Source organism: Mucilaginibacter sp., assembly GCF_028288185.1.
Classification (GTDB): domain Bacteria; phylum Bacteroidota; class Bacteroidia; order Sphingobacteriales; family Sphingobacteriaceae; genus Mucilaginibacter.
This window is the reverse complement of sequence record NZ_JAQBOF010000008.1, coordinates 221158-241819: the sequence shown is the minus strand read 5'-3', so window position 1 is coordinate 241819 and position 20662 is coordinate 221158. Positions and strand designations below refer to the sequence as shown.

Sequence of the window (20662 nt, the reverse complement as noted above, 5' to 3'; positions counted from 1 at the left end):
CAAAAAGTCCCGACCATCATAGCCAGGACTTTCACATTTAAAAAAATATATAGTTTAGATATACCTATTTATCAAATTCTCTATATACTCCTGTTTACCACTGCTGACAGCAGGCTCACCGTTTTGTATGGCATAAGCTCTCAGGTCCTCTAAAGAAAGTTTACCTTCTTCAAATTCTTTGCCTTTGCCGGTATCGAATGACGAGTAACGGTCTTTACGCAGTTTTTTATATGCTGATTTTTGCAGTATGTTATCCGCAGTGATCAAAGCCCTGGCAAAAATATCCATACCACCAACGTGCGCATAGAATAGATCAGCAGGATCGGTTGAGTTACGGCGGATCTTGGCATCAAAATTAATACCACCGCCTTGTAGGCCGCCGGCTTCTAATATGATCATCATAGACTCGGTTATCTCATTAATATCATTCGGGAACTGGTCTGTATCCCAACCGTTTTGGTTATCGCCACGGTTAGCATCTATCGAGCCTAATAACCCTGAATCCGCTGCAACCTGTAACTCATGCTGGAAGGTGTGACCCGCCAATGTAGCATGGTTAACCTCAATGTTCAATTTAAAATCGTCCAGCAAACCATATTTTTGCAAAAAGCCAAATACAGTAGCCGAGTCATAGTCATACTGGTGCTTGGTAGGCTCGCAAGGTTTTGGTTCGATAAAGAAGTTTCCTTTAAAGCCTTGTTTGCGTGCATAGTCTTTCGCTGTATGTAAGAACTTTGCAAAATGCTCTTGCTCGCGTTTCATGTCGGTATTCAATAAGGTCATATAACCTTCGCGTCCGCCCCAGAAAACGTAATTCTCGCCACCTAATGCGATAGTTGCATCAATAGCTGCTTTAACTTGCGCGGCACCATGCGATAATACATGAAAATCAGGATTAGTAGCCGCGCCATTCATATACCTGCGGTTAGAGAATAGGTTTGATGTACCCCAAAGCAATTTTACACCACTGGCGGCTTGCTTTTGTTTGGCATAATCAACCAGGGCTTGTAAGCGGCGGTCGTTTTCATTAATATCATTGCCATAATCAACTACGTCAACATCATGGAAGCAATAATAAGGCAGGTTCATTTTGGTTAAAAACTCAAATGCTGCATCCATTTTGTCTTTGGCGCGCTCAATAGGGTCGGCTTTTTTGTTCCATTCAAATATGTGGGTTGGTTCGCCAAACGGATCGGCACCATTACCTACAAACGAGTGCCAGTAAGCACCTGCGAAGCGCAGGTGATCTTTCATTGTTTTGCCGGCTACAACTTTATCCGCGTCATACCATCTAAAAGCCAATGGATTATCAGACCCTAAGCCCTCGTATTTAATTTGGCTAATTCCTTTAAAAAACTCTGTTTCGCCTGTTACTATACTCATAATATTATTTTTTTGATTTCACTGATTATTGGATTGATTTCACCGATTGTTAGGGTGATTTCACTGATTACTTTTTAATTGTTTTTTCAATAGTGTTTTCCATTCCTGGTAGACAGGTTCAAAGCTTGTTGATGTCGGTTCAATTACCTGAATGCGTTCCATTTTGGCAAATGCTTCGGCTGGCGATGCAAATATGTTTGCACCGATACCCGCCCCTAAAGCGGCACCTACACTGCCGTCATTATTATATAACTCAACCGGGATACCGGTAGCGTTTACAAAAGTTTGCGCAAAAAGGTCGCTTAAAAACAGGTTAGCTTTACCTGCACGGATGATGTTGGGGCTCATACCATTCTCGCGCATAATATCAACACCGTAACGGAAAGCGCAGGCAATACCTTCTTGCACCGCTCTAAATATATGTGCCTGGGTATGAAGGTTTAGATCGATGTTTTGCAGATGTACCCCTATCTGTTCATTATTCAGCATACGTTCTGCACCGTTACCAAAAGGCAATATACGCAAGCCATCGCTGCCGAGCGGCGCTTTTGTAGCCAGCTCATTCATCTGCGTATAGCTAACTGCCGATCCAAAAAGGTTCTTAGTCCAACGATATAGACTACCTGTGCCATTTATGCATAACAGTACGCCCAGACTTTTTTGTTGCTCGGTATAATTAACATGTGCAAAGGTATTAACGCGCGATTGCGGGTCATAGGTTAACTCATCGCTTACACCATATATAACGCCCGATGTTCCTGCCGTGGCGGCAACCTCACCCGGGTTTAATACATTTAATGATAGCGCGTTATTGGGCTGGTCGCCGGCTTTATAAGCTATCGGGATACCTGCTTTTAACCCCAACTGCTGCGCTACAGAAGCCAATACACCGCCATGATTGGAAAATACTGGCTGAATTGACGGGAACAAGCTTTCGCTGAACCCATAATATTCAATAACGTCTTTTGATAAACTGTTGGTCTGAAAATCAAAAAACACCCCTTCAGACAATGCCGATATAGAAGTAGTGATCTCACCGCTTAGCTTCATGGCAATAAAATCGCCTGGGAGCATTATTTTATCTATTTGGCCGTATACCTCGGGCTCGTTTTGCTTTACCCAGGCCAATTTGCTGGCGGTAAAGTTGCCTGGCGAGTTCAATAAATGCGACAAGCATTGTTCGCGCCCAATGGTATCAAATGCTTTTTCACCGATCTCAACCGCGCGGCTATCGCACCAAATAATGCTATCACGTAATAATTTCTGGTCTTTATCAACCAATACCAAGCCATGCATTTGGTAAGCAATACCAATGGCCGAAATATCAAGCGGGTTATATTTTTTAGAGCTATTGCACAGTTCAATGGCTTTTTGGGTTTGCTCCCACCACATTTGTGGCGATTGCTCTGCCCACCCTGGCTGTAGCGCGGTAATTGGCGATTCCATATCCGGATATTGCGCCGTAGCTACCGTTTTTTGGGTAGAAGCATCAACTACTGATACTTTTACAGACGAGGTGCCTATATCAATTCCTAACAGTAACATGTTGTTTATTAGTTAGTTGTATTAAAAAATTCGATTTACTCTTGGTTATTAATTGCTGACGCAAATTAATTTTTTTTTAATACTTAATGTACAAATTACACTATTATTTTTCGGGTTACTTATTACGCTTAATTTTTTGCTCAAAAATGTTAATTCAATTTTAGGTAAATGCTAATATTCTTGTATGTTTAGCAAATTAATTATAACCAAATAGATTTTCCCAGGCACATCGCCAATTATAACTATGCAAAGACGACATTTCCTTCAATTTTCGGCAACTACTGCTGTGGCTGTATTATTAAGCCGTGTAACTTATGCTACATCAGCACAAACGACTGCTATAAATTTGCCAAACGAAGTTTGGGCACAATCAGGCGATGAATGGTTTCAATTGAAAGGCAGTAACGGTTCTAAGTTTAGTTATCAAGATATTGAAGTAACCGTAAAAACAAACGGTAATGCCAAAGGGGTTTATGTAACATCGCCAACAGTACAATTAAACGCGGTACGTTTAAAATGGGCGCATAATATGCCGTCAAACGCTCTATTTTTAGGCGATCATTGGGAACGCTCATACGGCGACCTGCAATGGAAAACCAATACATCCGGGGTAAAAAATCCATGGTATGTGTTAATACATGACACCAAACAAACTGCCTGCTTCGGTGTAAAAACCGGCACTAACAGTATTTGCTGGTGGGGTTTAAGTAATGATAGCTTAGAACTTACTTTAGATACACACTCGGGCGGTAATGGGGTAATGTTGGGTAACCGTACCTTACATGCCGCTGATATTGTTACCACCCAAAACAAGTCCGGCGAATCACCTTTCCAAGCCGATCATCGTTTTTGCGGGATAATGTGCGAGAAACCACGCCTGCCTAAGCAACCTGTTTATGGTATTAACGATTGGTATTTTGCTTACGGCAGAAATAATTTCGATCTGATCAAACAAACCACTGCCGCCATGAGCGAATTGGTTACCGATACGCATAACAAACCATTCTCTGTAATTGACGCGGGTTGGGCAACTTACTCGCCTTATTTGCCGGGCGATGGCGGCTGGAACGATGATTTCTCTAAACCCAACGATAAGTTTAAAGACATGCACCTGCTGGGCGATGAAATTAAAAAAAGCGGTATGCGCCCGGGTTTATGGATGCGCCCGCTTTGTGCCCGCCACGATGAAAAGCCAAGCCTGCTTGCGCCAAAAATAAAAGGCCGAAACAATCCTAAAAACCCGGTGCTCGACCCAACCATACCAGAAAACGTAGCACGTATTAAGCGCAATTTTGATTTTTATAAAGATTGGGGCTATGAAATGGTAAAGCATGATTTTAGCACCTATGATATTACCGGCCGCTGGGGTTTTGCCATGAAAGACAGCATTACCGAACCAGGCTGGAACTTTAATGACCGCAGTAAAACTACTGTCGAGATCATATTGGACCTGTACCGTAACATTCGTGACGCGGCTGGTGACGGTATTTATATTATAGGCTGCAATACCATGAGCCATTTAAGCGCGGGCATTTTCGAGCTATGCCGAATTGGCGATGACACCAGTGGTAACGAATGGGACAGAACGCCAAAAATGGGTGTAAACACTCTTGGTTTCCGTTTGCCGCAGCATAACAAATTTTATGCGGTTGATGGCGATTGCGTGGGCCTTACTACCAAAATTGAATGGAGCCGTAATAAACAATGGCTTGACCTGCTGGCTCAAAGCGGCGCGCCGTTATTTATCTCCGCACAACCCGAAGCTATGGGAGAGGCACAAAAAGCAGCCATAAAAATTGCATTTGCACAAGCTGCAAAAGTACAGCCACTAGGGGAGCCGCTGGATTGGATGACCAACCTTCAGCCTAAAAAATGGAAGTTAAACGGAAAAACAGTTGACTTTGATTGGTCATAAGACAATCTAAAAACGAGTTGTCATTCTGAGCGATAGCGAAGGATGACAACCTTTATAAATTTTTTCTTTCCGTCCCATCAGGGTCCCCCAACGGGGACCCTGATGAGCACAATGCGCACAGCGCAGGGTCCCTTCCAGGAGACCCTGCTGAGACTTTCTTGAGACTTTCTTTTCCTTTCGCAAACGTTTCCGCAAAAACTTTCTGCACCAATAATAAAAAAACCTACTTTTAGGCCGCTATAATAAACCAACAATAAACCATGAAGTTTACCAATAAATTTATATGCTGCCTTGTGCTGTTATCCATTTCGGCAACGCAGCTTTTTGCACAAAAAACTATCGACCTAACATCACCCAATGGCGAGCTAAAAGTATCTATTAGTTTAGGTGATAAAATATACTACTCGGTATCCGGCAATAGCCAGGACTTATTAACTAAAAACCATTTAGCGTTAACCTTACGCGATGGCGCGCTTGGCGAAAACCCTAAGTTAATATCAGCCAAAAAAACTAAAGGAGAAGAAATTATAAAACCTTATGTTTCGTTAAAGTTTTCGACTGTAAAAAGTACTTACAACGATCTTTTAATGACCTTTAAAGGCGATTACTCGGTAGAGTTTCGTGTATTTGATGATGGTGTAGCCTATCGTTTCATCACCCGCAAAAAGGGCGATGTAGAAGTAATGAACGAGGATTTTGCTATCAATTTTCCGTCTGAATACTTATTGCACTTACAGTTGAACAATGGTTTTAAAACTGCTTATGAAGAGTTATATCAACATATAGCATCTACAGACTGGAAAGCTACCGATAAAATGGCTAACCTACCGGCGTTGATCGATACCAAGAAACAATATAAGATATTGATCAGCGAGTCTGACCTGTCTGATTATCCGGGTATGTTTTTAAAAGGTACCGGAAGCGGCGCGGAAGGCACTTTCCCTAAAACACCGCTTGAGTTTGAGCCGCAAGGTGATCGTAGCCAGAAAATTTTAAAATCGGCAGATTATATAGCCAAAACAACCGGAACCAGGAATTTCCCGTGGCGTTATTTTGTTATCACTAAGGATGACAAACAGCTATTAGAAAATACCATGACCTTAAAACTGGCTGCAAAAAGTGTGATTGCCGACCCATCATGGGTAAAACCGGGCCAGGCCAGCTGGGAGTGGTGGAACGATGCCGCACCTTACGGACCTGATGTAAACTTTGTATCGGGCTATAACCTTGATACTTATAAGTATTATATAGACTTCGCCTCAAAATATGGTGTTAAATATATTGTGATGGACGAAGGCTGGGCCAAAAGCACCACCGACCCGTACACGCCAAACCCAAAGGTTGATGTTAAAGAACTGATCCGTTACGGAAAGGAAAAAAACGTGAGTATTATTTTATGGTTAACCTGGTTAACGGTGCATAATAATATGGACCTGTTTAAAACCTTCCACGAGTGGGGCATAAAAGGCGTCAAGATAGATTTCATGGAGCGTACCGACCAATGGATGGTTAATTTTTATGAGGATGTAGTAAAAGAGGCGGCCAAACATCAAATGTTCGTTGATTTCCATGGCGCGTTTAAGCCTTCCGGTTTAGAGTATAAATATCCCAACCTCATATCCTACGAAGGTGTACGTGGTTTGGAGCAAATGGGAGGCACAGCGCCTGATAACAGCACTTATTTTCCGTTTATGCGTAACGCTGTTGGCCCAATGGATTTTACGCCGGGTGCTATGATTAACATGCAGCCAGAGGTTTATCGCGCAACACGCCCTAACGCTGCCGCTATTGGCACGCGTGTTAACCAGATGGCTATGTATGTAGTGTTTGAAAGCGGCGTACAAATGTTATGCGACAACCCCACCCTTTATTACCGCAGCCCTGATTGTACAGAGTTTATTACCAGCGTACCAACTACCTGGGACGAAACCAAAGCACTGGCAGCCAAAATTGGTGAAGTAGCCGTAGTTGCCAAACGCAAAGGCGAAAAATGGTTTATTGGCGGTATAACCAATGGCAAAGAAAAAACCAGAGAGGTGGAATTGAACTTTGACTTTTTAGAAAAAGGCAAAACCTATACCATGACCTATTTTGAGGATGGCATAAACGCCGGCCGACAGGCAATGGATTACCGCCGCAAAACAATGCAGGTAAAAGCAGGCGACAAGATGACCATTAAAATGGTACGCAACGGTGGATGGGCAGCTGAATTGAAATAAGATTATCTTTTTAATATTAAAAGCTCAACTTTAAACAGTTGGGCTTTTTTTGTTTACTGGCATGACTTTAGATGTATTACATAAATTTATAAGTAACTCCATCGCCATGAAAAAATCATTACTAATAATTCTACTGGTTGTGGGTCTGGGTTTCACCTCGAAAGCCCAACAAACGGCAATGAAACAAACCATAGACCTTGCCGATTCTAAAAGCCACTTGGGCAAAATTGTTACGCTTTGCGATATAGTTTATGGCGTTAAAATAGTTAGCGATACCTTAACCCTGTTAAATATGGGCGCCGCTTTCCCTAATCAAAAATTCACTATTGCTGTAAAGGGTAATAAACTGCAATTGGATTGGGTTAATCTTAAAAAGAAACACCTATGCGTTACCGGGGTATTAGAACTGTATAAAGATACATTGCAAATTGTAGCATCTGAGCCGACACAGGTTACGGTGAGTAAGTAAGACATTTTCATACAAAATGTAACAAACCCCATATATATTTTGATAAAGCGTGATATAAAGTTTATAATTGTCAAACCATTATAAACTTTATATAAAAATGAATAAGCTGACAAACGGCGATTATGTAGTATTTGCAATTTACTTTTGTGTTGTTGCCATTTACGGATTTTGGGTTTACAGACGCAAACACAATGCGGATGCTACCTCTAAAGATTATTTCTTAGCAGAAGGTTCACTTACCTGGTGGGCCATTGGCGCCTCATTGATCGCATCAAACATCTCTGCCGAGCAATTTATAGGCATGAGCGGTTCGGGCTTTAAAATGGGCCTTGCCATTGCTACTTACGAGTGGATGGCCGCAGCTACACTGATAATCGTAGCGGTTTTCTTTATCCCCGTTTACCTTAAAAATAAGATATTCACCATGCCGCAGTTTCTTAACCAGCGGTATAATGGCACGGTAGCTATGATCATGGCTATTTTCTGGTTGTTATTATATGTGGTGGTTAACCTTACCTCTATACTGTATTTAGGTGCATTGGCAGTAAGCAGTATATCGGGCGTTAGTATAAATGCCTGTATTTGGGGGATGGCCATATTTGCCGTAATTATCACTCTGGGTGGTATGAAAGTAATTGGCTATACGGACGTTATACAAGTATTCTTTTTAATACTGGGCGGTTTGGTAACTACCTATATTGCTGTTAACCTGGTAGCTGACCACTTTGGCGGCGGCGGCTTTTTACACGGTTTATCTGTAATGAAATCGCAGGCTGGCGATCACTTCCACATGATCTTTAAAACCGATAACCCCAACTACCTCGACCTACCGGGCCTGAGCGTATTAATTGGCGGTATGTGGATAGTTAACTTAAACTATTGGGGTTGTAACCAATACATAACCCAACGTGCTTTAGGCGCCGATTTGAAAACAGCCCGTAGCGGTATACTTTTCGCTGCTTTCTTAAAATTATTAATGCCGGTAATTGTGGTATTGCCAGGTATAGCAGCTTTTATTTTATACAAACAAGATGTATTTAGCTTCCATGATAAAATGACTATCGGCGGCGAGGTAAATCCGGATAGGTCATACCCTATCTTGCTTAACCTGTTACCTTCAGGCTTAAAAGGTTTGTCATTCGCGGCGCTTACCGCGGCGGTTGTAGCCTCATTAGCAGGTAAGGCCAACAGTATCGCTACCATATTTACGTTGGACGTTTACAAAAAGATCAATCCTGCATCAACAGATAAAAACATGGTTGTTGTTGGTAAGATCACCGTAGTGGTAGCCATGTTATTGGGCATTGTTTTATGTACGCATTTAGGTATTGATAAAAAAGGTGGTTTCCAATATATACAAGAATATACAGGGTTTGTATCGCCGGGTATATTTGCCATGTTTATATTAGGTTTCTTCTGGAAAAAAACAACCTCAAGCGCGGCTTTATTTGCAACTATAGGCGGGTTTATCCTTTCTGTTGGATTTAAAGTTATGCCGACCTATATCAATCTTCAAGGACTTGCTTCATATGGCTTTGCCGACAAAAACGCAGCGGGTGTTTATGAAATGCCGTTTATTGACCGTATGGGATTTGTATTCCTGATCTGCGTAGCGGGTATGTACATTATATCAATGATAGAAAACGCCGATGGCAAAAAAGTTCATGGATTGGAAGTAGATGCCAGCATGTTTAAAACATCAAAAAGCTTTGCCGTGGGCACCCTTATAGTTGGTGGTATATTGGTTGCTTTGTATTCTATGTTCTGGTAAGATCATCAAATAGATAATTTAAAATCCCGGTCTGCGACCGGGATTTTTTTATTAAACAAATATTCTTGTCATCTTATTTCACTACGTCAAATCAGCTTATTTGCAATTATTTGACTATCAATTTAATGCATCAAAATTACCTATAAAGCCACTGACGGATAAGTTGTTTCATTTTGTTTCACCATATTTTCGCAACACACTAACTAACAATAGTTTAAGTAAAAATATTGTTTCACTTGTTTCACACTCGCGTGAAACAAAACAAGAGGGGATACTAGCCGCAATATAATGTCTGCCTCTCGGCGATGGCCGAAAGAAAAATCAAACAAATTAGTCCCTCATCGCCTAAAATAATGTTTATTTGTATCAGATAACATCACCTAATAATGATCAGTAATTTAGAACAAACTTTCCGCTGGTATGGCCCTAATGACGCGGTTACATTAGCCGCCGTAAGTCATACTGGTGCTACCGGCATTGTTAACGCGTTACACCATATCCCAACAGGTGAAATATGGAGCCTGGATGAGATAAAAAAACGCAAAGCCATTATTGAGGCCGGCGGTTTTACATGGTCGGTTGTAGAGAGCGTTAATGTGCATGACAGCATTAAAACTGCCGCCCCAGAGCGCGATCAGCATATCAAAAACTATATCGAAACGCTAAAAAACTTATCTGCCGCAGGCATAAGTATAGTATGCTACAACTTTATGCCGGTATTGGATTGGACACGTAGTGATATAGACTACCGTTTACCTAACGGTGCCTCAGCATTACGTTTTCATACCCCTGCCTGGCGGGCTTTTGATCTTTATATATTAGAGCGTCCCGAAGCCTTTAACGAATTTACCGCAGAAGAACAACAAGCCGCAAAAAAATACCTGGACAGTTTAAGCAGCGAAGAAATCACAACCCTAACCAATAACATGATGGCCGGCTTACCTGGCACCAAAGACGTACTTACGGTTGAGCAGTTTAAAGGCTTCCTGAGCAGGTATGATGGTATAGACGTGCAAGCATTAAAAGCTAATATGGCCTATTTTTTACAAGCCATTATACCTGATGCCGAAAAACTAGGCATAAAGATGTGTGTGCACCCGGATGATCCACCGTTCCCGATATTTGGTTTGCCGAGGATAGTATCTACAGAAAAAGATTTGAATGATGTGGTTAATGCCGCACCTTCGCCAAGTAATGGCCTAACCTTCTGCACCGGCTCGCTAGGTGCCCGCGGCGATAATGATTTGCCGGGTATAGTTGAAAGATTGGGCCAGCATTTTCATTTCCTGCACCTACGCAATGTTAGGCGAGAGGCTGACGGCAGTTTTTATGAGGATAACCACTTAGAAGGTAGTACAGATATGTATGCTGTAATGAAAGCCCTGGTGCTTGAACAAAAGAAAAGACAAGAAGCGGGCCGTACAGATATTGCCATCCCTATGCGCCCGGATCACGGACATAAATTATTGGATGATTTTAATTATGACACCTTCCCCGGTTATTCGGTTATTGGCCGGTTAAAAGGCCTGGCAGAGTTGCGTGGTTTAGAGTTGGGGGTGAAAAGAAGTTTATTATAAACTCCATAACAATATTACTGTAGCAGGCTGTATCGATGTGTATATGGTACATTTTTTGACGAGATCTATACGGGTTAATTGTTAACCCAAACAATTAACCCGTATAGTCATTTATATAGGGCAACTACACGTCAAAAAACTACGTAACTACAATATGCCCTATATATCAGCAACATCTACCATAGATTTCCCTTATAAAACCCTGCAACAAGACGTAAAAAAACAGGCGCATGATCTTTTCTCGGCCAACTTCCCGCAAACAGATCGTTTAATTTTTGCTTTTGATAATACAGAAATCATCACCCGTAATTTTTGTAAACCCCTATCCTACTACGCCGAACCTAATACTTTTGAGGAACGGAATAATGATTACCTGCAAATCGCGCTCGAATATTCTGTACAGGCTATTGAAGATTGCGTATCTAAAGCCGATATTAAAAAAGAAGATATCACCGATATCATATTTGTATCAACAACTGGTTTAGCTACGCCGAGTATGGACGCGCTGATCATAAATAAAATGCGGCTTAACCCGCACGTTAATCGCAGCCCACTGTGGGGATTGGGTTGTGGCGGTGGTGTTTCTGGCATGGCTAAAGCTAATATGGCGGCAATTGCCAATCCTGATGCTGTAGTTTTGTTAGTTGCGGTTGAACTATGTTCATTAACGCTTATTAAAAGTGACTATAGCAAGAGCAACTTTATAGGCTCAAGTCTATTCTCGGATGGTATAGCTACTTGTATTATCAAGGGCGATAATTATACCCAACCAAACAACAAAGTTGATTACATAGCCTCAAGTAGCAAATTATATTATGATTCGCTGGATGTAATGGGCTGGGATTTCCAGGATACGGGTTTTAAGGTACTTTTCTCTAAAGATATACCTACATTCATAAATGAAAATGTAAAAGCTGACATTACCGAATTTTTAACAAAGCATAACTTACAACTAAGCGATATTAAAAGCTTCATTTTTCATCCCGGCGGCAAAAAGGTTTTGGATGCCTATACAGATGCCTTAGGTGTTGAGGGTGATTTTTTAAATAAAACCCGCGCGGTAATGAATGATAACGGCAATATGAGCAGCGCCACCGTTTTATATGTACTAGAGCGGTTTATAAGCGAAGGTTTTGAAAATGGTTATGGTTTAATGATGGCTATGGGACCCGGATTTTCGAGCGAGATGGTATTGCTAAAGCTAACTAACAACTAAGCATGTATTTTATATTATTCATTTCCTTTTTGATAATGCAACGATTATCAGAACTATACATATCCAGCCGTAACGAAAAATGGCTGTTGCAAAACGGCGCTATACAATATGGGCAAAGTCATTACCCTTTTATGGTGGCCATGCATACCCTGTTTATCATATCAATAATTGTCGAGTATAATTGGCGTGGCGGCACACCTATTAGCTGGGGATTTTTAATAGCGTTTCTGTTGGTACTATGCTTTAAATTCTGGGCGCTATCATCACTGGGAAAATACTGGAATACTAAAATTTACCGTATACCAGGCGTATATCCTGTAAAAAAAGGGCCATACAAAATATTTAAACATCCTAATTACATGGAGGTGGTATGCGAGATAGCCCTTATCCCTTTAGTATTTCACCTGTATTACACGGCAATAATATTCACCCTGCTTAATGCAGCTATGCTAACGGTGAGGATTGGTGTAGAAAATAAAGTATGGGCCAAGTAAGGTGAAAGATAAATATCTTTGGTAATAAAGCCTTTTACATTACTATATTAACTTACTGTTTTTTAGTCTTGCTGTGTTTTATAGGCCAGGTAATAAAATACCAGGAACATACCGCCGAATATAAACACTTCGGGATCATTGGTAATATAAGGAAAAACAGGGATTGATTTGTAAATTGTGAACGCAAGAGTAACTAATGCGGACAAAGCGAATAGGTATGAGAACCATCGTTTCATAATAATTAGGGTTAGGTTATATGGTCATCAAATTATTTGATGACCAACTACAACGTACCTAATTTACTCCTTTTAAGTTTTAAATAAAGAGGCGGTGTTAATTGTAATTTTCTTTTTACACAAAATGCGTTAAACGATATTTTTTTCTTTTAACGACTATAAATCAGGCAATTATCGCTTAATATTACGTTCATAAACCGCTATATACTGCTGCGGGGTAACCCGGGCTGCAAGCTGGCCGATGAGTTCGAGCGGTATCTGATCTGGCTTTTTAAATCGAACACATCCCTTACCCATGTCTAATTTGTATTTGCTGTGTTTGGGATATTCGGCAACAAACCAGTCTAATAGGTCTTTATCGCAATATAAACCCAAATGATGTAGGGATATAAAGTTTTTTTGCGAAGCTATATTAATAAGGCTTAACGGTAGCTTGGGGTCGCAATGATAACCAGCCGGATATAAAGAATGTGGCACAACAAATGATGGCATTTTATAGCATAGCTGCCCTTCAAAACCTTCGGGCATGTTTGTCTTTAGCACGTCCCAAAGTGCAAGCATAGGGGCTTTACGGTCATCGGGTAAATTATCAAAGTAATCCTGTATAGTCATAGCTATTGTATTTGTTATACTCTTTTAAATACGGAGGCTGCGAGGGGTGACAATATTATATTAATAGAATTGTCTTTACCATGCCAGCTAACCGTTTCGCTTTTCAAGGTTACATTATTTGTTATACCACTACCCCAGAATTTCTGCGTATCCGAATTAAAAATCTCTTTCCAGTTACCTGCCGCAGGTACACCTACCCTAAAGTCATGGCGAGATACGGGTGTCATGTTCAGTACGATCAATAAGTCGTTTTTAGCGTCATGTCCTTTGCGCACAAATGCCAGTACAGAATCGTTGGCATTACCGCCATCTATCCATTCAAAGCCTTCGGGGGCAAAAGCCTTTTCATATAAAGCCGGTTCAGTTTTGTATAACAGGTTAAGCGCCATTACCGTTTGGCGTATGCCCTGGTGATTAGGATACTCTAACACGTGCCAAGGCAGCGCGTTTTGAAAGTTCCATTCATCACCTTGTCCAAACTCGGCACCCATAAATAATAACTTAGCGCCGGGATGAGTAAACATATAGCTATAAACTAAACGCAGGTTAGCAAATTGCTGCCACTCATCACCCGGCATTTTGCGCAGCATTGAGCCTTTGCCATACACCACTTCATCATGTGAGAAAGGCAGCATAAAGTTTTCAGTAAAGGCGTATAATAAGCTAAAAGTAAGCACGCTATGATGATATTTCCTGTTGATCGGGTCTTCAGAAAAATACTTTATGGTATCGTGCATCCAGCCCATCATCCATTTCATCCCAAAACCTAATCCGCCTAAAAATACCGGGCGACTTACGCCTGTAAATGAAGTTGATTCTTCGGCAATAGTTTGTATATCAGGAAAATGACTATAGCAAGCCTCGTTAAATTCTTTTAAAAATGATATGGCTTCCAGATTTTCATTACCGCCATAAATATTGGTTTCCCATTCGCCATGTTCGCGCGAGTAATCAAGGTAAAGCATAGAAGCCACCGCGTCAACACGTAAACCATCAACATGGTACCTGTCCAGCCAGAATATGGCATTGCTTATCAGGAACGCTCTAACCTCATTGCGTCCATAATTAAATATGTATGATTTCCAGTCCGGGTGAAAGCCTTTGCGCATATCGGCATGCTCATATAAATGCGTGCCATCAAAATTGTACAATGCCATGGCATCTCCGGGAAAATGCGAAGGCACCCAATCTAATATCACACCTATCCCTTCCTGGTGAAAACGTTCTATCAACAGCATTAACTGCTGCGGCGTACCATATCTTGACGAAGCGGCATAATACCCGCTAACCTGGTAACCCCAACTTGGGTAATATGGATGTTCGGCAATAGGCATAAACTCTACATGTGTAAAGCCCATATCTTTTACATAAGGCACTAACATATCTGCTAACTGCTCATAGTTGTAAAACTCATCAGGTTTATCAAAATCGCGCGCCCATGATCCCAAATGCACTTCGTAAACCGAATATGGTTTATCCAAACCATTATGCTGATAACGGTTAGCCATCCAACTGGCATCTTTCCATTCGTAAAACGTATCAGCTACAATTGAACCTGTAAGCGGCGGCACCTCCCAACGCAAAGCAAAAGGGTCGCTTTTTTCAAGATCCTCGCCGGTTGATGAATTGATAAAATATTTATAGATCTCGCCAACCCCAACATTCGGAATAAAGCCTTCCCAAATACCCGAGCCATCCCAACGGATATATAATGCATGCGAAGCCTTGTTCCACCCATTAAAATTGGCAATAACAGAAACGTAGTGCGCGTTAGGTGCCCAAACTGCAAAGTAGGTACCCACTACCCCATTATGCTCCACCACATGCGAGCCCAATTTTTCATACAATTTATAGTGCTTGCCCGATTGAAAAAGCGCGATATCAAAATCACTAAAACGGCTATGTGGTATAACGGCTTTATGTTCGTCACTTATAATTGTTACAGCTGTAGATTTAGCAGCTTTTTTAACCTTAGCTTTCTCTTTTACAACTTTGGCTTTATCAGTTTTGGCTGGTTTTACTTCCGCAGATGCAGGTTCGGGTTTAGCTATTTTTTTTGCCATGGTGGATAGCCCTTGGGGCATTTAGATTGAACTCATTTAAGTTAATGAGTTTATTTATAACAATCAAATATATCATTATTGTTTGGTGTGTAATAAGTATTTAAAAGATTGTGATGATTGGCTAAAGCCTCATGCCTATAAACAAAAAAGACTAACGATGTTTTAAAAAACTTCGTTAGTCTAAATGATATAATCCTTAAATCCTATAGATCTTAGTCTTATTTGGCTATTTCTATTTTCTTAAAATTCTTACTGTGCTTAAACTCCAGTATCTTATCGGCATTAACAGCAAAGTGTGTTACTGTTTGACCGTCAATAATAAGTTTTGATGGTTTAAACGGCAAACCGGCTACGTTAAACTTATACGTTTCATAACGCGGAGTATATAAACCCTCCATGCTTTGCTGTATGGTAAAGCTGGATTTGTTACCATTTACTGCGAATTTTTTCTCAGAGTATATATCCTGCTCATAAGCAAACGTTTCGCCATAATCTTCAAAGAAGAAGGAGTTTGCTTCATAATCGCTGTAGTAAACATTTAGGATAACTTCTTCAATTTCTTTTTCGCCAACATACTGCATTACCGGGTATTCTGGTATAACCGAGCCGCCTTTTACAAAAATTGGTATAGTTTCTAACGGTGTAAGCACCTCTACCTCTTTACCGCCGTCAACCAGTTCAAGCGTCCAGAAATTGTACCATTTACCAACAGGCAGGTAAACTATGCGGCTTTTTTGTCCGGGTTCCAGTACCGGGCAAATCAATATTTTATCACCATAAGTAAACTCATCCTGGCGGAAATAGTTGTCAGACTCAATTTGCTCCTGCATAACTATCGGCCTTAAAATAGGAAAACCGTAACGGTGATGCTCCCAAAAGGTCGAGTATAAGTATGGTATCAATTTATATCGCAGCTCAATAAACTTACGATTGATAGAAGTATAAGGCTCGCCAAAGCTCCATGGCTCACGCTCTTTAGTATCACCTGCAGAGTGCGCGCGCATAAACGGCGAGAAGGTACCCATTTGTATCCAGCGTGTAAACAGCTCGCCATCAGGCTCGCCGCTAAACCCACCTATATCAGTACCGCAAAACGATATGCCTGACATAGATAAACGCTGCAACTGTATATTACCCAGTTTTAAATGTTCCCAGGTAGCCACGTTATCACCCGTCCAAACAGACGAGTAGCGTTGCACCCCCGAGTACCCCGCCCTGGTAATAGTAAATGGGCGTTTATTTTTCATGATGGTACGCAAACCTTCGTAAGTAGCGCGTACCATTTGCATACCATAAACATTATGTGCTTTACGATGCGATCCGCGATGCCCGTCATATTGGTGGCGTACATCATCAGGAAATGTGCTAGTGCCAAATACGGCAGGCTCATTCATATCGTTCCAGACACCGGCAACGCCGGCATCAACTAACCCCTGGAATAACCCGCCCCACCACTCTCTAACTTCAGGGTTAGTAAAATCAGGAAACTGGCAACGGCCAGGCCAAACATGGCCCTCCATAAAGTAATCATCGCTTCGGCGGCAAAAATAACGATTCTCCTTACCCTCTTTAAAAACCCAGTAATTATCATCCACTCGTATTCCAGGGTCAATAATCACTACTGTTTTAAAACCATCATCGGCCAATTCCTTCACCATCTTTACCGGGTCAGGGAAATACTTTTTGTTCCAGGTAAAGCAACGATAGCCATCCATATAATCAATATCTAAATAGATAGCATCACACGGGATTTGCTCTTTACGGAAAGTATTAGCTATAGCCCTAACTTTTGCCTCGGGGTAATAGCTCCAGCGGCATTGATGATAACCAAATGCCCAAAGCGGTGGCATTGGGTGTGTACCTGTTATAATATGGTAGTTTTTAACTACGTCCATCATGTGCGGGCCGTGGATATAATAGTATTGTAATTCGCCGCCATCAGCCCAGAAGCTGGTTTTATTTTTTTCTTCGGCACCAAAATCAAAATGCGATTTAAAGGTATTATCAAAGAAAATGCCGTGCGAAATACCTTCATTTATACTGATATAAAAAGGTATGGTACGGTATATTGGGTCCTGGTTCCACTGGAAAGAATACGCATCCGTATTCCAGTTAACAAACCTTTTACCTTTTAAATTAAGTTCGGTTGGTTTATCACCTAAGCCAAAAAATGCTTCGTTGGGTGCGCAGGTTTTAGTACAGAAAACGTAATAACCGCCAAAGGCAACATTTTCTTCCCAGTGCATTGGCACCGCATCAATACTCGTAACCTTATCATTTCTATCAGAAAAAGATATAAAGAAATCTTGCTTTCGTATATGACAATTAATAACGCCTGTAGATACTTTAAATTCCGCATCGTTTTCAAACAAAGTAAATGCTGTGGCTTTTTGTACCAGCTTAGGTACAGCATACGAAAACTCTTCCAGGAAAACGCCATGAGGGGCTAATCTAACCCTTATTATTTCATCAGTAACAACAACAATTTCAACTTTGGCTTCGCCATCTGTAAAGAAAAATTTATTACCTATCTGGTCTGCGTGATTGGGGATACCCAGGTACTTTTTTATAATGGGTTTTATTCCAATGATCGGATTATTAACGTGTTGAAACGTTTCATCATTAGCTGCAACTATCTCTTTTTCTAATTTGGGATCTATTGTATTCTCTTCCATATAACTATTCAAACTATTCGTTCCTGCCCACAAACAATTTATTGTAAAAGTTAAAAACAAGTTGGCAATTGCCTGTTTCAACAGCTAATAAACGATTTTTATTCAATAAATAAGTTATAAAGCAGCCGGAAAAGAGTGGCAAGAGCAAAAAATTATGAAAGTCATAATTTTAAATACCATAAAGTTAGTTTAATAGCAATAGGCATAAATCCATTGCTATTAAACCAATAATAAATTTATTAAGCGCTCAATATTGTCTTTAGGTGTACAACGGCAGCATCTGTGCAAAAAGATATAAGTGTTTGTTTCTTTATTAAATTGCGCCCTTTAATTACTTATTATAATGAGCGATCAAAACATCCCTTTCCAGGTAATAAACTGGGATATTATACCCAAAACAAACCACCCCGGCGAGGTAGGTAATTCAACCTGGCAAACACTACAGTTTACGGGTTTACGTGTAAGATTAGTTGAATATTCTGCGGGTTATATAGCCGACCATTGGTGTCAAAAAGGCCATATTGTACATTGTTTAGAGGGCGTTGTTATTTCTGAAATGGAAACCGGCGAAAAATCAACCCTGACCAAGGGTATGACCTATATAGTTACCGATGAACTAAGTTCCCACCGCTCATTAGCACAAACACATGTAAAACTATTGATTATTGATGGGGACTTTTTAAAATATCAGCCGTAGTAAATGATTAATTGGTCAGGCCAACGTCCTATCTGCATATCCACACATTTGCATATCTGTACATCTGCTTATCTTTGCAGTAATGAAGCCCAATAAACAGCAGGTATTTTCTATAAATAACGATGAGCAATTTAATGCTATTGCCCTGCAGGTTTTTAAATATCAGGCTAAAAATTGCAGGGTTTATGCTGATTTCATTAAGGGTTTAAATATTAATACCGATGGAATAACGAACATACAGCAAATTCCCTTTTTACCTATCCAGTTTTTCAAAGCGCATCAGGTACTAAGCTCTGTGGATGACGTACAGGTAACTTTTACCAGTTCGGGTACAACGGGAATGACCACCAGCAGCCATTATGTAACGGATGTTAGCTGGTATAAAGAAAGTTTCCGCAAAGCGTTTCAATTATTTTATGGTGATATAAAAAATTATACCGTACTAGCTTTGCTTCCCTCATATTTAGAACGACAAGGATCATCGCTTATTTACATGGCTCAGGATCTGATCACACAATCAAACAACCACGATAGTGGTTTCTACTTATATAACTACGATGAACTGGCAACTCAACTTAATAAACAACAATACGCTAAAAAGCCTACTTTATTAATAGGTGTAACATTTGCTTTATTAGATTTTGTAGATCAATATCAAATTAACTTCCCCAAATTGATTGTAATGGAAACGGGTGGTATGAAAGGTCGCCGTAAAGAAATGATCCGCGAGGAATTGCACAACACTTTACGTAAAGGTTTTGGCGTTACAACTATACATTCTGAGTATGGAATGACCGAATTATTATCACAAGCCTATTCAAAAGGCGAGGGGATATTTAACTGCCCGCCATGGATGCGCATTATTACGCGCGATACTAATGATCCCTTAAGTTTAGTTACCAACGGCAAAGCCGGCGGCATTAACATTATCGACCTGGCAAATATTAATTCATGCTCATTTATAGCAACACAGGATTTAGGAAAAGTGTATGCCGAAGGCGAATTTGAAATACTTGGCCGGTTTGATAATGCTGATATCCGCGGATGTAATTTATTGATAGCGTAAACTTACTGTACAACTAACAGAATTTATATATTTTTGCACTTTAAAAAAAAGAGATAAGATGATCGATAAATTTTTGCGCGATGAGCAGGACCCAAAAGCAATTGAAAAAGTTTATACCCGTTTGGTTGATCTGTTAACCACCGGCGAAGAAATTATATATATAGCTGTACAGAAAAAACCATTGGTAAATCTATTGCCCGATTGTATTGCTATAACAAACAAACGCGTACTATTTTTTACCCCGGCAAACCTGGGCCTATCTATAAAATTTGTTGATTTTGTTTGGAAAGACGTAGTTGACGTTTACACCAAAGAAGAAATTATAGGTGCCATATTTAGCGTAAAAACCACCAATGGTGCCGAAATGGGTGTTGACTACTTGCCTAAAGTGCAAGCTCGTAAATTATACCAATACGCGCAGGAACGTAAAGAAGCCGAACGCGAAGCACGCCGCTTACGCGATCTGGAAGAAAAACGTGCAGAATCAGGATCAGTACAATTTGAAACACCATCGCAACCTGTTGCTGCTTTCCAGGCAACACAACCCGCTAATCAACCCGAGTCGCAACCAGAACCAATTGTTTATCACGAAGAAGTAAAACCTGATGTACTAACCGAGAAACTTAAAAAATTAAGGACTTTGTTTGATAACGGGTTAATATCGCAAGAAGAATATAATCACAAAAAACTAGAACTACTAAATGATTTATAGATAATTTTCAAA

At 40.6% G+C, this 20662-nt stretch carries 16 protein-coding genes; 10 read left to right on the top strand and 6 right to left on the bottom strand.

Going from position 1 to position 20662, the window contains the following annotated elements:
* Nucleotides 1-54: 54 nt before the first annotated feature.
* Together xylA and JWQ34_RS03605 are read right to left on the bottom strand one after the other, a co-directional pair.
* Nucleotides 55-1383, bottom strand: a complete 1329-nt coding sequence (gene xylA / locus JWQ34_RS03610; protein WP_299354024.1) for a xylose isomerase — start codon at nucleotides 1381-1383, stop codon at nucleotides 55-57.
* A 60-nt stretch (nucleotides 1384-1443) separates the two neighbouring features.
* On the bottom strand, nucleotides 1444-2928 hold the full coding sequence (locus JWQ34_RS03605) for an FGGY family carbohydrate kinase (protein WP_299354022.1): 1485 nt from the start codon (nucleotides 2926-2928) through the stop codon (nucleotides 1444-1446).
* 244 nt (nucleotides 2929-3172) lie between these two features.
* Here JWQ34_RS03605 and JWQ34_RS03600 point away from each other — a divergent pair, with 244 nt between their 5' ends.
* The 7 genes from JWQ34_RS03600 to JWQ34_RS03570 all read left to right on the top strand — a co-directional run bounded on the left by JWQ34_RS03600 (nucleotide 3173) and on the right by JWQ34_RS03570 (nucleotide 12589).
* Nucleotides 3173-4843 (top strand): hypothetical protein, encoded by a 1671-nt coding sequence (locus JWQ34_RS03600; protein ID WP_299354020.1) that lies wholly within the window; start codon nucleotides 3173-3175, stop codon nucleotides 4841-4843.
* A 260-nt stretch (nucleotides 4844-5103) separates the two neighbouring features.
* Nucleotides 5104-7062: a glycoside hydrolase family 97 protein gene (locus tag JWQ34_RS03595; RefSeq protein ID WP_299354018.1), complete on the top strand. Its 1959-nt coding sequence runs from the start codon at nucleotides 5104-5106 to the stop codon at nucleotides 7060-7062.
* 106 nt (nucleotides 7063-7168) lie between these two features.
* Nucleotides 7169-7531, top strand: a complete 363-nt coding sequence (locus JWQ34_RS03590) for a hypothetical protein (protein WP_299354016.1) — start codon at nucleotides 7169-7171, stop codon at nucleotides 7529-7531.
* Nucleotides 7532-7628: 97 nt separating this feature from the next.
* Complete coding sequence (locus JWQ34_RS03585; RefSeq protein ID WP_299354014.1) at nucleotides 7629-9302, top strand: sodium/solute symporter; 1674 nt, start codon at nucleotides 7629-7631, stop codon at nucleotides 9300-9302.
* A gap of 386 nt (nucleotides 9303-9688) precedes the next feature.
* On the top strand, nucleotides 9689-10879 hold the full coding sequence (gene uxuA / locus JWQ34_RS03580) for a mannonate dehydratase (protein WP_299354013.1): 1191 nt from the start codon (nucleotides 9689-9691) through the stop codon (nucleotides 10877-10879).
* Nucleotides 10880-11033: 154 nt separating this feature from the next.
* Nucleotides 11034-12095 carry a type III polyketide synthase gene (locus JWQ34_RS03575; protein WP_299354012.1) on the top strand — a complete coding sequence of 354 codons (1062 nt, stop codon included), beginning with the start codon at nucleotides 11034-11036 and terminating at the stop codon, nucleotides 12093-12095.
* Between the two features lie 35 nt (nucleotides 12096-12130).
* Entirely contained in the window at nucleotides 12131-12589 is a 459-nt protein-coding gene (locus JWQ34_RS03570) for an isoprenylcysteine carboxylmethyltransferase family protein (RefSeq protein ID WP_299354011.1), read from the top strand.
* 62 nt (nucleotides 12590-12651) lie between these two features.
* Here JWQ34_RS03570 and JWQ34_RS03565 read toward each other — a convergent pair whose 3' ends face one another.
* From JWQ34_RS03565 to JWQ34_RS03550, 4 genes are all read right to left on the bottom strand, one after another.
* Nucleotides 12652-12825 carry a hypothetical protein gene (locus JWQ34_RS03565; protein WP_299354010.1) on the bottom strand — a complete coding sequence of 58 codons (174 nt, stop codon included), beginning with the start codon at nucleotides 12823-12825 and terminating at the stop codon, nucleotides 12652-12654.
* A 171-nt stretch (nucleotides 12826-12996) separates the two neighbouring features.
* On the bottom strand, nucleotides 12997-13437 hold the full coding sequence (locus JWQ34_RS03560; RefSeq protein WP_299354009.1) for a DUF1801 domain-containing protein: 441 nt from the start codon (nucleotides 13435-13437) through the stop codon (nucleotides 12997-12999).
* Nucleotides 13438-13451: 14 nt separating this feature from the next.
* The gene (gene glgB, locus JWQ34_RS03555; protein ID WP_299354008.1) at nucleotides 13452-15500 is read right to left on the bottom strand and encodes a 1,4-alpha-glucan branching protein GlgB; all 2049 of its coding nucleotides are present in this window, start codon (nucleotides 15498-15500) and stop codon (nucleotides 13452-13454) included.
* Nucleotides 15501-15718: 218 nt separating this feature from the next.
* Nucleotides 15719-18175: a glycoside hydrolase family 31 protein gene (locus tag JWQ34_RS03550; protein WP_299354007.1), complete on the bottom strand. Its 2457-nt coding sequence runs from the start codon at nucleotides 18173-18175 to the stop codon at nucleotides 15719-15721.
* Between the two features lie 343 nt (nucleotides 18176-18518).
* Between JWQ34_RS03550 and JWQ34_RS03545 the strand changes: the two genes are divergently transcribed.
* From JWQ34_RS03545 to JWQ34_RS03535, 3 genes are all read left to right on the top strand, one after another.
* Complete coding sequence (locus tag JWQ34_RS03545; RefSeq protein WP_299354006.1) at nucleotides 18519-18872, top strand: DHCW motif cupin fold protein; 354 nt, start codon at nucleotides 18519-18521, stop codon at nucleotides 18870-18872.
* A gap of 82 nt (nucleotides 18873-18954) precedes the next feature.
* Complete coding sequence (locus JWQ34_RS03540; RefSeq protein ID WP_299354005.1) at nucleotides 18955-19938, top strand: acyl transferase; 984 nt, start codon at nucleotides 18955-18957, stop codon at nucleotides 19936-19938.
* 58 nt (nucleotides 19939-19996) lie between these two features.
* Nucleotides 19997-20650: a PH domain-containing protein gene (locus JWQ34_RS03535; RefSeq protein WP_299354004.1), complete on the top strand. Its 654-nt coding sequence runs from the start codon at nucleotides 19997-19999 to the stop codon at nucleotides 20648-20650.
* Nucleotides 20651-20662: the final 12 nt, after the last annotated feature.